The sequence below is a fragment of the Streptococcus sp. 10F2 genome, from assembly GCF_054331515.2.
Genome location: NZ_JBTGGE020000047.1, coordinates 1 through 14,030, shown reverse-complemented (window position 1 = coordinate 14,030; position 14,030 = coordinate 1). Strand labels below are relative to the sequence as shown.

14 protein-coding genes and 1 pseudogene are annotated in these 14,030 nt (G+C 40.8%); 1 reads left to right on the top strand and 14 read right to left on the bottom strand.

The features are described 5' to 3' along the window. Window positions 1-210: 210 nt before the first annotated feature. From ACXM1Q_RS07575 to ACXM1Q_RS07565, 3 genes are all read right to left on the bottom strand, one after another. Window positions 211-492: a bacteriocin immunity protein gene (locus tag ACXM1Q_RS07575; protein WP_458517536.1), complete on the bottom strand. Its 282-nt coding sequence runs from the start codon at window positions 490-492 to the stop codon at window positions 211-213. A gap of 137 nt (window positions 493-629) precedes the next feature. Further along, a complete protein-coding gene (locus ACXM1Q_RS07570; protein ID WP_458517535.1) occupies window positions 630-1,265 on the bottom strand; it encodes an ATP-binding cassette domain-containing protein in 636 nt (211 codons plus the stop codon). A 1-nt stretch (window position 1,266) separates the two neighbouring features. Next, window positions 1,267-3,288, bottom strand: coding sequence for a DUF1430 domain-containing protein (locus ACXM1Q_RS07565; RefSeq protein WP_458517534.1), 2,022 nt, complete (start codon window positions 3,286-3,288; stop codon window positions 1,267-1,269). A 396-nt stretch (window positions 3,289-3,684) separates the two neighbouring features. Here ACXM1Q_RS07565 and ACXM1Q_RS07560 point away from each other — a divergent pair, with 396 nt between their 5' ends. Then, window positions 3,685-5,145 carry an NCS2 family permease gene (locus ACXM1Q_RS07560; RefSeq protein ID WP_458517533.1) on the top strand — a complete coding sequence of 487 codons (1,461 nt, stop codon included), beginning with the start codon at window positions 3,685-3,687 and terminating at the stop codon, window positions 5,143-5,145. 47 nt (window positions 5,146-5,192) lie between these two features. Here the strand turns inward: ACXM1Q_RS07560 and ACXM1Q_RS07555 are convergent, their stop codons facing one another. From ACXM1Q_RS07555 to ACXM1Q_RS07505, 11 genes and pseudogenes are all read right to left on the bottom strand, one after another. Then, the gene (locus ACXM1Q_RS07555) at window positions 5,193-5,966 is read right to left on the bottom strand and encodes an acetyl-CoA carboxylase carboxyl transferase subunit alpha (RefSeq protein WP_458517532.1); all 774 of its coding nucleotides are present in this window, start codon (window positions 5,964-5,966) and stop codon (window positions 5,193-5,195) included. Beyond that, on the bottom strand, window positions 5,963-6,829 hold the full coding sequence (gene accD / locus ACXM1Q_RS07550) for an acetyl-CoA carboxylase, carboxyltransferase subunit beta (protein ID WP_458517531.1): 867 nt from the start codon (window positions 6,827-6,829) through the stop codon (window positions 5,963-5,965). The genes ACXM1Q_RS07555 and accD overlap by 4 nt, the downstream gene beginning before the upstream one ends. Window positions 6,830-6,889: 60 nt before the next feature. Beyond that, entirely contained in the window at window positions 6,890-8,257 is a 1,368-nt protein-coding gene (locus ACXM1Q_RS07545; protein ID WP_458517530.1) for an acetyl-CoA carboxylase biotin carboxylase subunit, read from the bottom strand. 157 nt (window positions 8,258-8,414) lie between these two features. Further along, window positions 8,415-8,837, bottom strand: coding sequence for a 3-hydroxyacyl-ACP dehydratase FabZ (fabZ, locus tag ACXM1Q_RS07540; RefSeq protein ID WP_458517529.1), 423 nt, complete (start codon window positions 8,835-8,837; stop codon window positions 8,415-8,417). Continuing rightward, window positions 8,834-9,292, bottom strand: a complete 459-nt coding sequence (accB, locus tag ACXM1Q_RS07535) for an acetyl-CoA carboxylase biotin carboxyl carrier protein (RefSeq protein ID WP_458517528.1) — start codon at window positions 9,290-9,292, stop codon at window positions 8,834-8,836. Before accB ends, fabZ begins: the two co-directional genes overlap by 4 nt. A 2-nt stretch (window positions 9,293-9,294) precedes the next feature. Continuing rightward, window positions 9,295-10,527, bottom strand: a complete 1,233-nt coding sequence (fabF, locus tag ACXM1Q_RS07530; RefSeq protein WP_458517527.1) for a beta-ketoacyl-ACP synthase II — start codon at window positions 10,525-10,527, stop codon at window positions 9,295-9,297. A gap of 12 nt (window positions 10,528-10,539) precedes the next feature. Continuing rightward, window positions 10,540-11,274, bottom strand: a complete 735-nt coding sequence (fabG, locus tag ACXM1Q_RS07525) for a 3-oxoacyl-[acyl-carrier-protein] reductase (protein ID WP_458517537.1) — start codon at window positions 11,272-11,274, stop codon at window positions 10,540-10,542. Next, the gene (fabD, locus tag ACXM1Q_RS07520) at window positions 11,274-12,203 is read right to left on the bottom strand and encodes an ACP S-malonyltransferase (protein WP_458517526.1); all 930 of its coding nucleotides are present in this window, start codon (window positions 12,201-12,203) and stop codon (window positions 11,274-11,276) included. Before fabD ends, fabG begins: the two co-directional genes overlap by 1 nt. An 11-nt stretch (window positions 12,204-12,214) precedes the next feature. Then, window positions 12,215-13,171, bottom strand: a complete 957-nt coding sequence (fabK, locus tag ACXM1Q_RS07515) for an enoyl-[acyl-carrier-protein] reductase FabK (protein ID WP_458517525.1) — start codon at window positions 13,169-13,171, stop codon at window positions 12,215-12,217. A 297-nt stretch (window positions 13,172-13,468) separates the two neighbouring features. Beyond that, window positions 13,469-13,693 carry an acyl carrier protein gene (locus tag ACXM1Q_RS07510; protein WP_458517524.1) on the bottom strand — a complete coding sequence of 75 codons (225 nt, stop codon included), beginning with the start codon at window positions 13,691-13,693 and terminating at the stop codon, window positions 13,469-13,471. A gap of 30 nt (window positions 13,694-13,723) precedes the next feature. Further along, window positions 13,724-13,906, bottom strand: a pseudogene (locus tag ACXM1Q_RS07505) (3-oxoacyl-[acyl-carrier-protein] synthase III C-terminal domain-containing protein); the annotation flags it as partial. Window positions 13,907-14,030 lie beyond the last annotated feature (124 nt).

The window sequence follows — 14,030 nt, the reverse complement described above, 5'->3', positions numbered from 1 at the left end:
ATAAAGCTGCTGTTTCTTTACGTGTATGTCCCTCTTTAACATATTCAAGGACCCGCTTTCTAAAATCAATTCCGTATGCCATAAAAACAGTATATCATATACAGTTTATAATCTAAAAGAGTATATTTTAAATTCTAGGCCTTAACTTAATGACATTGCCCCAAAAGATCAGCTTTTTATTCTTCTACTTTTATTTCATTAACCCACTTACTAAAAAAACAATCCGTTAGGTCTCCACATTCTATCACGAACAGGATATTCTTTCTGCAAATTTAAATAGAATCTCAAAACTTTTGGAGATAATTGTTGCTTTAATCCTAAAGAAGCCAATTCTATTTTTAAATTTAAAATAATTCTAGCAAAATCCACTCTATTACTAAAATCATTTTTCGCTTTCAAAAAGAGTTGACGTTCCTTATCTGTTATTTCCAAATCTAAAATAAAATTATAAATTGAATTTTCTAACCATTCAATTTTTTTCGATGTCATCATCAACCTCCCAATAACTGTTTGACTTATAATCTGATCAAAAAAGCCCTAGTAGAGTTTCATTCCACTAGGAACTTTTAGTGTAGTTTTAAGACTCTTTTCTCTGTAAGCCCACTATATTCCATGGACTAGATTCGGTTTTAGCCTAATTTATCAATAGCAATCACCTCGTCAGCCATATCCCAAATTTCTGGGTTATGTGAGGCAATTACAATTAAACGTTCTGGACTTTTTAAGGAAATCAACAACTCCATAACTTGGTCAGCATTTTCTGGATCTAAGGAGGCAGTGGGCTCATCCGCAAAAATTAGTGGTGGATTTTTTAGCACAACTTTAGCTAGAGCAATCCGTTGAGCTTCCCCTCCAGAAAGTTCGTAGATAAAACTTTTTAAAATTTTACTGCTCAATCCAACTTGAGCCAATGCCTCTACTTTCCTCTGGTATTCTTCCTTACGATTCAGTTTTTGTCCAACTAATCCTAAAGATAAATTAGATTCGACTGTCTCGTTATCAATTAAGCCAAATTGTTGAAAGAGATAGCCCAGCTCGTTCCTGAAAAACAACACATCCCTATAGTCTTTAAGATTCTTACCTTTAAATAGAATCTCTCCTGAATCCACAGGCTCTAATTTTGCCATCATATTTAAGAGAGTCGTCTTTCCACTACCACTTCTTCCTTTAAGAACATAGATCATTCCCGATTTTAACGAAAAATTTATATCATTAAAAAGTATCCGCTGACCATATTGCTTGGTAACATGATTCAATTCAATCATCCTAACCTCCTTTCAATACCGATACAGCCACTTTTCTTTCTCTTCTTGACTGTATACCTAATATTAAGAAAAGATTTAATACAAAAACAAAGGCAACCATCAAACTCAAAAAGATATGTCTTGATAAATAAATCAAACTTGCCAGTCCCAAGCCCAACATCAGAAATTCAACCAACATAAAATTGAAATGAATTTCCTCAAAGCTTAATCCTGACAATCGTTTTATGAAGATTTCCTTCCGGTATTGCTCAAAATACAGCATTACCATTGCATTAAAAAGCAAAGCAGATGTCCCTAATCCTAATACAACCCCAACTAGCAATACCGTTAAACGAGTACGACTCGTTGAAAGATTCTGTAGGTACATTCTCCAATTATTTGAAAGAGAAGATACCCAGTTATACACACCTTCTTGTTTTAAAAGCTCCTCACTTTCTTGATATCCCTCTAAATGTAACCCATTTCCAATTTCAGACTCCCAGAAAAGACGACTATTAGGAGTATCCCCCATAGCAATAGGACTAATTATCACAGGAATGGGATCTAAAAGAAACTGCATAGGGATATCGGAATCTACAGAATATAAAAATCGATTTTCCCCATCAGACGTAAGTGTCGTGTAAGCTTTAGCCTCAAAACGACGTTTACTAGAGATATCCAAAGTTTCCGCAGCAAAATTCGCCATGAAATTCGTAAACTGTTCTTCCAATTCTTCTTGACTTGAGGCTAAAAATTTAGGTAAAACTAAACCAAACTCCCCTTCCTTCAAATTTTTCATTTTCTGTTTAAATTCTTCTGGAACCTGAACATTTTCCAATTCCAGATAATTTTGCGAAATAAAAAGTGCATGTCCTCCAGGATCAGGTGAATTGACATTAATTCCATCGGCTACATTAGTAGTTAAAAACTGTCGAAGATTATGCTTAACAAAAACAGCTTTTTCAGACTCAATACTTTTTATTGCAAAGGAATACCAGGCTTTACTTTGCTTCTCCTGTTCTTCCCCTTTGGTAAAGGCGGAACTAAAACTATAGGATAAACTGTAAAAATTTTGTTTCCTTTCCCAACTGCTTTTTCCTGCTTCCAGAAGTTGATACTTCTGATACTCTTGCATGATTGTTGAGAAGGACCACCCTATTGTCAAAAAAGCAAGAAATTGAGAAAGCAACATCAAAGACAAAAGGCGTCGAAGGGGTAAACGTCCTTTCAAAACAGACACCAAAGAATTTACTTGTAAAGCTAATAAATAGGTCAGACTAACAACAATCGATACAACTCCCAAAAGAAGTAGGTATAAACCAATACTAATTTCATAGAGTAGTATTGTCTGATGCCAAAGCCCTAACCACAGAATAACAAAGCACCCTAGTAAAGTGGAAACTAAAAAACTACTGAGAAACAGTCGAAAGTCTTCAGCAACCGATTCCCACATAATTCTGGTTACTACTTTTCCAGACACGAATTTAAGGGCTGCACTTCGAATCTTCAAAATATGTTGAATAACAGATAGACTAAAAAAACTTAGGATAGCTAGACCAAGACTAGGAACGGAAATATCATTTAAAATTAAAGAAAAGACTAAGTCCACTAAACTTGCCCTCGAAAATGATTGTGCTTGATAACCAAGTGACCGAAATATTTCCTCTAGCTGACTTAAGTGTAGATTTCCTGAAACAATAAGGTAACTGCTTACTAAATCACTGTCTTCACTACTTTTATCTGAAGCTAACATCAAACCATCCGGCAATGTTCCTTCCCCATAAGTAGCATAAGTAAAGATCATTTCCCCCTTTTGATTGGGCTCCACAATCCTCCTAGCAATTAAACTATTTTCATCCTTTGCCAACTTTTCTAAAGTAGTATAAACCTGTTCGCGGTCGATTACTGTTCCCGTATCAACTGAACCAATCAAATCAACCGATGGATAACTAGAAAATACTACCTGTGGATATTGCTGCCAAAGCATGAACAACATAAAGAAAGATAGAAATAGGGTGGATAAGAATATGAATATACGTCTCATTGGTACCTCCCTTGAACAACTCTAATAATCCCTTAAATTGTCTTAGATATTCTTAATTCACATATCTAATCCATCTAGTTATCTTAGTTAGTACTTCAATTTAAGCAAAGATACCCTAAATACCCTTTGAGTAAAAAATCTCAAAAACAACTTGAAACCGATTCCCTAATTTTATTATACATATTTTACCTTAGTTTTTTCAAGCAGTATAGCAAATATTTCAAGGCTTTTCTTTTATAAAAATAATCTTTTTCTAAAAAATCATTGATAAGCAATGATGTACTAAATCGCTTAGTTTAATCACCCAAGCGATTTATTTTTTGATAAACAACTTGAAATACGAATGAAATTAAGTTAAACTATTTATATCATTCGTAAATAAAGGAGACATAACCCGTGGAACGGTTTTTTAATTTAAAGGAATACGGTACAACCGTATCAACTGAGATCATGGCTGGGATTACAACTTTCTTCGCCATGTCTTATATTTTATTTGTCAATCCAAGCGTACTTAGTGTAGCTGGAATGCCGACTCAAGCAGTTTTCTTGGCAACAATTATTGCTAGTGCGGTTTCAACCTTGGTGATGGGACTATTTGCCAATGTCCCTTATGCCTTGGCACCAGGAATGGGACTCAACGCCTTCTTTACCTACACAGTTGTTATCGGTCTTGGTTTTACTTGGCAAGAAGCCCTAGCCATGGTATTCCTCTGTGGTCTCTTTAACGTTTTCATTACGGTTACTAAAGTTCGGAAAAGTATCATCAAAGCGATTCCGGTCAGCCTCCAACACGCGATTGGTGGAGGTATCGGGGTCTTTGTGGCCTACCTTGGTTTCAAAAACTCCAACCTCATTACCTTCCTTACTTCGGCTTCGGACATTATCACCGTCAATGGTGTTACTCCTGCTGAAGCTACTTCCGAAACTTTTGCCAATGGCATCACTTCTGTCTTTGCAGGTGGCGGGGTTGTCCCTTCTATTTCAACGTTCACTGATGCCAGTGTTCTCTTAACAGTATTTGGACTTCTTTTAACAGCTGTTCTGGTTATCAAAAATGTACGAGGAGCTATTCTTATCGGAATTATTGCCACAACTCTGGCAGGAATTCCCGTTGGTGTTGTCGATCTCTCTACTATTGACTTCGCCAATAACAATTTAGGAACAGCTTTTGGAGAATTGGGGACTACTTTCCTAGCTGCTTTTGGCGGACTTTCCTCCCTCTTTTCCGACTCTAGTCGTTTACCTTTGGTTCTGATGACCATCTTTGCTTTTAGTTTATCCGACACTTTCGATACACTTGGAACCTTTATTGGAACTGGCCGCAAAACTGGAATTTTCTCTGCTGAGGATGAAGAAGCTCTTGAAAATTCAACTGGCTTTAGCTCAAAAATGGATAAGGCTCTCTTTGCAGATGCAATCGGAACTTCTATCGGGGCCCTCTTTGGAACTTCTAATACAACTACCTTTGTAGAGTCAGCAGCCGGTATCTCTGCTGGTGGTCGGACAGGTCTTACAGCTGTCTCAACAGCGATCTGCTTCCTACTCTCAACTCTTATTCTTCCCTTCATCGGTATTGTACCAGCAGCTGCTACTGCTCCAGCCTTGATTATTGTCGGGGTTATGATGGTATCATCCTTCTTGGATGTTGACTGGAGCCAATTCGAAGATGCTCTCCCAGCCTTCTTCGCAGCCTTCTTTATGGCTCTTTGCTTCTCTATCTCTTACGGTATTGCCGCAGCCTTCATCTTCTACTGCTTGGTTAAAGTTTCAACTGGTAAAGCGAAAGAAATACACCCAATCCTTTGGGGATCCACAGCTCTTTTCATTCTAAACTTTATTATCTTAGCTTTACTTTAATAACTGTAAAACGGACTTTCGCTCGAAAGTCCGTTTTTTTCTGTTCATTAATATTTCCTAAACCGTTGGTAGCGGTCTTCTAGCAGTTGTTCTATCGGTATAGCGGATAACCGATCCAACTCTTCAATCAAATGTTCCTTAATTTGTTGAACAATTTCTCGAGAAAAATAGCCACGTTCTGGAATAATCTTGTCGACAATCCCCTGCTTTTTTAACTCAGCCGCTGTCATCTTCATCAATTCAGCGGCTTCTGACGCTCGGCTGCCATCCTTCCACAAGATTGAAGCAAAACCTTCTGGACTTAGGATGGAATAGGTTGTGTTTTCTAACATCCAAACCTGATCGGCAACTGCAAGTGCCAAGGCTCCACCAGAACCTCCTTCACCAATAATAATCGCAATAATCGGTACCTTAAGGTCACTCATTTCCAGAAGATTTCGGGCGATAGCTTCTCCTTGTCCTCGTTCTTCCGCTCCTTGCCCTGGATAGGCACCAGCGGTATTGATGAAAGTTACAACGGGTCGTCCAAACTTTTCTGCCTGTTTCATCAGGCGGAGGGCTTTACGGTAACCTTCTGGGTGTGGTTGTCCAAAATTAAGCTTCAAGTTGTCATGGAAGTTTTTTCCCTTTTGGATGCCAACGACCGTTACTGCTCGTCCATCTAGTTTTCCAATCCCTCCAATAACAGCCGAATCATCACGGAAGTTACGGTCTCCATGTAATTCGAAAAAATCATCAAAAATCGTTTTGGCATAATCCAGAGCTGTCAAACGCCCTTGATTTCGGGCCTCTTTTAAAATATGAGCTACCTTACTGGTCATTTGCTTCCCCCATGAACATTTAATAATTGTCCGACTGTAGCTGGTAAATCTATCCGTTTCACAATTGCATCCACAAAGCCATGTTCCTGAAGGAATTCCGCTTTTTGAAAATCATCAGGGAGATTTTCACGCACTGTTGTTTCAATAACACGACGACCTGCAAAACCAATTAAGGTCTGTGGTTCCGCAAGAATAATATCTCCCTCCATAGCAAATGATGCAGTAACACCGCCAGTTGTTGGATCTGTTAGAATGGTGAGATAAAACAAACCTGCATTGGAATGGCGTTTTACTGCCGCTGAAATTTTTGCCATTTGCATGAGCGAAAAGATCCCCTCCTGCATGCGTGCTCCTCCAGATGCCGTAAAGATGACCACTGGTAATTTTTCTTGAATGGCATATTCAAACAGACAGGTAATTTTTTCTCCGACAACAGTTCCCATGGAAGCCATAATAAAATTAGAATCCATAATAGCAAGTGCGGTTGCTTGCCCTTGAATTTTGGCTCTACCTGTTAATACTGCCTCATCCAATCCTGTCTTTGCTCTCGTAGCTGCCAATTTTTCCTGATAATTAGGAAACTTGAGCGGATCCCTTGTTTCAAAACCTGTAAACATCTCTTCAAAGGTCCCTTCATCAGCCATGAGAGCTAAACGTTCCTGGGCTGAAATCCGAAAATGATAGGAACAACCAGGGCAAATCTTAGCAGTCCCTAAATCTTTTTGATAAATCGCTGTTTTACAGGCTGGACACTTGGCAAAGAGTTCGTCGGGTACTTCTGGCATCTCTCGTTTTACCGTTCTTCTAACCGAACGGTTGGGATTGATACGGATATACTTTTCTTTTCGATTAAATAGTCCCATCTAGTCTCCTTTCCTCTCGTTCATTTTTCAATAAAAGAGGCTGGACTCAAGTTCCTGCCCCTAGTCTTTTTCAGCATAGGCTGGTAAAAATTCTTCCATTAAAAAACTAGTATCATAATCTCCGGCAATCACATGACTATCGGAAATAAGATCCAGTTGGAAGTCAACATTGGTGACAACCCCTTCAATCTCTAGTTCATAGAGGCTTCGTTGCATCTTCATCAACGCATCAAAACGATTCTCGCCATGAACAATGACTTTTGCAATCATGGAGTCATAATAAGGTGGGATGGTGTAACCTGGATAAACTGCTGAATCCACGCGCAAGCCGACACCACCTGACGGTAAGTATAGATCCGTGATTTTTCCAGGGCTGGGCGCAAAATTGAATTTTGGATTTTCAGCATTGATGCGACACTCAATAGCATGACCTGTCATCTGAATATCTTCTTGCTTATAGGATAATTCTTGACCAGCGGCAATCCGAATCTGTTCTTTCACGATGTCGATACCGGTCACAAATTCAGTTACGGGATGCTCAACCTGAACACGGGTATTCATTTCCATAAAGTAAAACTCACCCTTTTGCTCATCAAGGAGAAATTCAATGGTTCCTGCGTTTTCGTAGTTCACTGCCTGAGCCGCCCGTACGGCTGCTTGCCCAAGTTTCGTGCGAAGGGTTTTTCCAATCGCAATCGAAGGCGCTTCTTCCAAAACCTTTTGATTGTTCCGTTGGAGGGAGCAATCTCGTTCTCCCAAGTGGATAACATTGCCAAAAGAATCCCCTAAAATCTGGACTTCGATATGACGAGCGGGGTAAATCACTTTTTCAATATACATGGCACCATTGCCAAAGGCAGCCTTGGCTTCTTGAGAAGCAGACTCAAAAGCAGGTAGCAACTCCTCTTGGCTTTTCACCTTTCGAATCCCTTTCCCACCACCACCTGCCGATGCCTTGAGCATAACCGGATAGCCCAGTCGATTTGCAACCTCCAAGGCCTCATCAGCAGTAACAACTTCTCCATCTGATCCTGGGATAACAGGAACCTTAGCTTTTATCATTTCTGAACGGGCATTGATTTTATCCCCCATCTTATCCATGACCAGACCAGCAGGCCCAATAAAGGTAAGATTCATCTCTTCACACATGGTTGCGAACTTTGAATTTTCACTCAAGAAACCAAATCCAGGATGAATCGCTTCTGCTTGGGTGATGATCGCTGCGGATAAAACCGCATTCATATCTAGATAAGAATCCGTCGATTTCGCAGGGCCAATACAGATAGCTTCATCCGCCAAGGCAACATGGAGGGCTTCTCTATCTGCTTCAGAATAAACCGCAACTGTCGCAATCCCCAACTCACGGGCTGCCCGAATAATCCTTACGGCAATTTCGCCACGATTGGCAATTAAAATTTTCTTGAACATCTTCTTCTCCTTCGATGGAGTTTTATACCTCACTAATTTCAAAAAATAACCAGAAAAGCCGATAAAAATCACACAACCGGACTAAGAGACCTGATGAGGCGTGCAATCAGTTCATCATAAAGGCTTAACAAAGTCAGAATTTGAAATGTAATGAGTATTAGCTTCCAATGGCAAAAGTCAGGACACCGGAAGCAGCCAATTGACCGTCAACTTCCGCTGTTGCTTGCACAACTGCAATCGTACCACGACGTTTGATAAATGTAGCCGTCATGACCAACTGATCTCCAGGGACTACTTGTTTTTTAAATCGAACCTTGTCCATTCCAGCGTAGAAAACCAGTTTGCCTTTGTTCTCTTCTTTCGACAGTTCCAAGACACCGGCTGTTTGTGCTAGAGCCTCCATAATGAAGACACCTGGCATAACTGGGTATTGAGGGAAGTGTCCTTGGAAAAAAGGTTCATTGATAGTGACATTCTTTAATGCAACAATCTCATCTTCCGAGACCTTCAGAACCCGGTCCACCAATAGAAAGGGGTAGCGATGCGGAAGTGCTTCCTTGATTTGATTTAAATCCATCATTTGATACGTACCAAGCCTTTTCCAAATTCTACAATTTCTTCATTTGCGACTAAGATTTCTGTCACAACACCATCCTTAGGTGCCGGAATTTCATTCATAATTTTCATAGCTTCGACAATCAATAGTGTTTGACCTTTTTTAACCGTATCCCCTACAGAAACAAAAGCTGCTTTATCTGGACCCGGTGACAAGTAGGCTACTCCAACAAGTGGACTCTCGATCAGATCACCTTCAGCAGAAGCCACAGATTCCTCAACAACTTCTACTTGTGCAGGTGAGGTTTCTGAAACAGCTGTCTGACTCGTTTTTGCAGGAGTTTCTTGCCCCACTACCGCTATGGGAGCATGTTCATTTTTAGAGAAGCTCAACGTATCCCTATTATTTTTATAGGAAAATTCACGGAGGCTGGAGCTATCAAATTGCGCCATCAAGTCCTTAATTTCATGGATATTCATACTTAATCCTCCCAACGTTTAAAGGCCAAGACCGCATTGTGCCCACCAAATCCAAATGTATTTGAAATCGCATAGTTCACTTCTGCTTCCACCCCGTGCTCATAAACAACGTTTGCTTCAATGTCATCAGATAGTTCTCGCGTGCCAGCTGTCTTCGGAATAAACTGATGTCTCATCGTTTCAATGGTCGCAATAGCCTCAACAGCACCGGCCGCTCCCAACAAATGACCTGTAAAGGATTTAGTCGAAGACACAGGAACCTCTGTTCCAAGCACTGCTACAATCGCCTGACTCTCTCCCTTCTCATTAGCTGGTGTTGAGGTCCCGTGAGCATTGACATAATCAACATCTGAGGGTTGAATATCGGCTTCACGAAGTGCAAGCTTAATAGCCTTGGCTGCTCCAGAACCATCTGGAGTTGGCGTGGTCATATGATAGGCATCACAATTGGAACCATAGCCGACAATCTCTGCTAAAATGTTAGCATTCCGTTTTTGTGCATGTTCAAGGCTCTCAACCACAAGCACCCCTGCACCTTCACCCATCACAAAGCCATTTCGGTCTTTGTCAAATGGAATCGCTGAACGAGCTGGATCTTCTGTAGTCGACAAAGCTGTCAAGGCATTAAAGCCACCAATCCCAATTTGTGTAATCGAAGCTTCTGAACCACCGGCTAAAACCACATCCTGATGCCCATACTTGATTTCTCGAAAGGCTTCCCCAATCGCATCATTTGCAGAGGCACAGGCTGTTGTGACGGACTTACACACTCCTTGAGCACCAATTTTGAGCGCAATATTCCCAGCCCCCATATTTGACAAAGCTTTGGGAATAAACATGGGTTTAATTCGCCTCATCCCACGCTCACTCATCCGAATAATCTGTTCTTCCAACTCCTGGAGACCACCAATCCCTGAGGAGACAATGACACCCGTACGATCACGATCTACCTGCTCCATATCTAAACCGGCATTTTCCAAAGCTTCCATCGCAGCATAAATAGCATAGAGCGAATAGAGATCCATTCGATTGGTATCTTTTTTCACAAAATATTTATCAAAGGGAAAATCTTGAATCTCTCCAGCATTCCGTACCTCAATCTCTGAGACATCAAATTTTGTAATGGGCTTAATTCCAATTTTTCCCTCATAAAGACTAGTCCAAAACTCTTCTGGTGTATTTCCGATTGGAGAGGTCACACCATAACCTGTTACAACCACACGCTTATTTGTCATTTTCTACCTCTTCTATTGCATCGTCAAACCGCCATCAACCGCGAGCACCTGACCTGTCAGATACTCTTGTTGGGCAAGGAATACCGCTACATCTGCAACCTGCTCCGGCTGACCAAAGGCTTTCATGGGAATCTGTGCCATCATCGCAGTCTTCATCTTGTCTGATATTTTATCGGTCATGTCGGATTCGATAAATCCAGGGGCAATCACGTTCACCCGGACACCACGGGCCGCAACTTCACGGGCTACAGATTTACTGAATCCAATCAAACCAGCTTTAGAAGCCGCATAATTGGCTTGACCGACATTCCCCATCAAGCCTACCACGGAAGACAGGTTAATGATCGCACCTTGACGAGCCTTGATCATCGACTTCAAGACTGCTTTAGTCATATTAAAACACCCCGTTAAATTAACTTTCAAAACAGATTCAAAATCTTCCTCCGTCATTTTCAAGGTCAGTTTATCATTGGTGATTCCCGCATTATTGACAAGGATATCCACAGTGCCTAGCGCTTCTGTTGCTTCCGCTAGCATGCGCTCTGCATCTACAGCATTTGAGACATCACCTGCGATCGCCATCACTTTAACACCATAATCTGAAAACTGGCCTAGTAAATCATCTGAAATTGCTGAACGACCATTTAACACAACATTGGCTCCTAAACTAGCAAATTTATGGGCAATGGCTAAACCAATACCACGTGTCGAACCAGTTACAAAAACATTTTTCTTTTGAATTTCCATCATGATCCCTTCTTCTTGAGCAGTGCTTCAAAACTTTCCCCATCCTCAACCGATGTGGTAGGAAGGTTCTTATCTATTTTTTTCAAAAAACCAGACAATATCTTACCAGGGCCGATTTCTATGACTTCATCAACACCAAAGTCTTTCATCACGGTGATTGAATCATAAAAACGAACCGGCTCCATAACTTGGCGAGCCAACAAACTTCGAATCAGATCGGATTCCATAATCTTGGCTTCTGTATTTCCAACTAAAGGAATCTTAAAAATTGAAAAGGAAGTTTGCTCCAAATCAATGGCTAACTGCTCAGAAGCTGGCTTCAGGAGAGCTGTATGAAAAGGACCTGAAACATTTAAGGGAATCAGACGCTTGACACCTCTTTCTTTCAACAAGCTAAGTGCCTCGTCAACAGCAGCTACTTCCCCACCAATCACAATCTGAGTTGGCGTATTGTAATTGGCTGGGCTAACAATCCCTATTTCAGAAGCCTTTTGACAGACTTCTTCAATCAAGTCTCGCTCCGTATTTAGGACAGCAACCATTTTTCCACTACCAGCTGGAGCTGCACTTTCCATATAGGCTCCACGTTTGGCTACAAGAGCTACTGCATCTTCAAAGTCCAAAGCCCCACTAGCCACTAAGGCCGAATATTCTCCTAGGGATAGGCCAGCTACGATATTTGGTAACACCCCATACTCTGCTAATAATCGATAGATGGCCAAAGAGGTTACAAGAATAGCCGGTTGCGTATAACGCGTTTGATGCAACTTTACGTCATCTCCATCAATCAAGGACCGCAAGTCATAACCTAAAATCTGGCTAGCTCTATCAAAGGTCTCTTTAACAATGGGATAAGTGGCATACAAATCACTCGCCATCCCCAGTTTTTGAGACCCTTGACCTGCAAATAAAAATGCTTTTTTTGACATAGTCCCTTTCCTTATTCTCCCCAACGTCTCGCTTCTTCTAAAATAGCCTTGCGAGCACCCGTCACTAAATCCTCTACAATTTCTTGACAGGTCTCTTCTTTCTGGACCAGACCGGCAATTTGCCCTGCCATAACAGAACCATTCACAACATCACCGTCGATAACCGCATTCCTCAGAGCACCAGCACCAAGTTCTTCAACCTCATCTGCAGAGCAGGTTCCTGCTAAGAACTCTTTTTCCGCATGGGCATAAGCTGTCGTCAATTTATTTTTTAGCGAACGTACCGAATGGCCTACAACTGAAGCTGAGACAACCGTATCGATATCCTTCGCTTTCAAAACTTTTTCTTTATAATTCGGATGGGCATTGGATTCTTTTGCAACGACAAAACGTGTCCCAACCTGGATCGCTTCGGCACCCAGCATGAAAGCTGCCGCAGCCCCATAACCATCCGCAATCCCTCCTGCGGCAATCACTGGAATCGAGACAGCATCTACAACTTGACGAACCAAGGTCATCGTAGTCAATTTTCCAATATGACCTCCTGCTTCCATACCTTCTGCAATCACAGCATCAGCCCCAAGTTTCTCCATCCGCTTGGCCAAAGCAACTGAAGGAATAACCGGGATTACCTTGATTCCAGCCTGGTGAAAACGCTCCATGTATTTTCCTGGATTTCCTGCACCAGTTGTAACCACCTTGACCCCTTCTTCAATAACCAGGTCCACAATAGCGTCCGCAAAGGGAGACAACAGCATAATATTCACACCAAAAGGTTTATCCGTAATGGATTTAACCTTGTTAATATTTGCCTGAACAACCTCTTTAGGAGCATTCCCAGCACCAATAATGCCAAGACCACCTGCATTTGATACTGCTCCCGCTAAATCTCCATCCGCAACCCAAGCCATTCCCCCTTGGAAAACTGGGTATGTTATTCCTAATAACTCTGTAATCTTTGTTTTCATTTTCCCTACCTTATAGATTTCTTCTTAAAAAATACTTTGATAATTAAAGTATTTTTTAAGAAGAAAGGTTGGATATGATCCTCACCGAAAATCAAACGAAGATTTTCAATGAAGAACATTCACAACCTCGATTCTCGTATACACACAACAGTTCGCAATCTGAACTGAAGATTAAGCCCAAAAATTGGATTAATCTTGTCACCTTTACCAATAAAAATATCTACAAACTCCAACGGACCTTGTTACTTTTAGGATCTCGTAAAGAAGATTCGCATATTTAGATTTTGAAGTCTAGTATTATTTTGTTTTTTCCTCAACGTAAGCCACTAAATCGCCAACATTATGTAAACCATCTTCAGTTTCAATTTGGATTTCAAAAGCATCTTCAATTTCTGAAATGACCTGGAAAACATCCAATGAATCTGCGTCAAGCTCCTCAAATGTTGTTTCCAACGTCACTTCTTCTGCTTCTTTACCAAGTTCTTCAACGATAATTTCTTGTACTTTTTCAAACACTGCCATTATTCTTTCTCCTTTTAAATAAATATCTAATTACAGTAACACAAGGATATTCCCCCAGGTTAATCCACCACCGAATCCTGAAAACAGAATTTTTTGGTGCCCCTTCATAGAAATCACTCCAGCACTCACACTTTCGGAAAGCAAAATGGGAATAGAGGCCGCCGAAGTATTCCCATACTGCTGCATGTTGGCCAAAAACTTCTCCCGTGGAACCAATGTCATTAAGTTAAGACTTAGAATCTAAAATAAGACCACTTTGGAAGTTCAAATTGATATCTGACTTTCGAAAGTGGTCTTTTTGTGCATGCCAAATAAAGGTTTTTATGACCTTTTTTAA

Bases quoted from the DNA above. Each gene is read 5' to 3' on its own strand.
- ACXM1Q_RS07575 (WP_458517536.1), bottom strand. From the start codon at position 492: ATGATGACATCGAAAAAAATTGAATGGTTAGAAAATTCAATTTATAAT.
- ACXM1Q_RS07570 (WP_458517535.1), bottom strand. From the start codon at position 1,265: ATGATTGAATTGAATCATGTTACCAAGCAATATGGTCAGCGGATACTT.
- ACXM1Q_RS07565 (WP_458517534.1), bottom strand. From the start codon at position 3,288: ATGAGACGTATATTCATATTCTTATCCACCCTATTTCTATCTTTCTTT.
- ACXM1Q_RS07555 (WP_458517532.1), bottom strand. From the start codon at position 5,966: ATGACCAGTAAGGTAGCTCATATTTTAAAAGAGGCCCGAAATCAAGGG.
- accD (WP_458517531.1), bottom strand. From the start codon at position 6,829: ATGGGACTATTTAATCGAAAAGAAAAGTATATCCGTATCAATCCCAAC.
- ACXM1Q_RS07545 (WP_458517530.1), bottom strand. From the start codon at position 8,257: ATGTTCAAGAAAATTTTAATTGCCAATCGTGGCGAAATTGCCGTAAGG.
- fabZ (WP_458517529.1), bottom strand. From the start codon at position 8,837: ATGATGGATTTAAATCAAATCAAGGAAGCACTTCCGCATCGCTACCCC.
- accB (WP_458517528.1), bottom strand. From the start codon at position 9,292: ATGAATATCCATGAAATTAAGGACTTGATGGCGCAATTTGATAGCTCC.
- fabF (WP_458517527.1), bottom strand. From the start codon at position 10,527: ATGACAAATAAGCGTGTGGTTGTAACAGGTTATGGTGTGACCTCTCCA.
- fabG (WP_458517537.1), bottom strand. From the start codon at position 11,274: ATGGAAATTCAAAAGAAAAATGTTTTTGTAACTGGTTCGACACGTGGT.
- fabD (WP_458517526.1), bottom strand. From the start codon at position 12,203: ATGTCAAAAAAAGCATTTTTATTTGCAGGTCAAGGGTCTCAAAAACTG.
- fabK (WP_458517525.1), bottom strand. From the start codon at position 13,171: ATGAAAACAAAGATTACAGAGTTATTAGGAATAACATACCCAGTTTTC.
- ACXM1Q_RS07510 (WP_458517524.1), bottom strand. From the start codon at position 13,693: ATGGCAGTGTTTGAAAAAGTACAAGAAATTATCGTTGAAGAACTTGGT.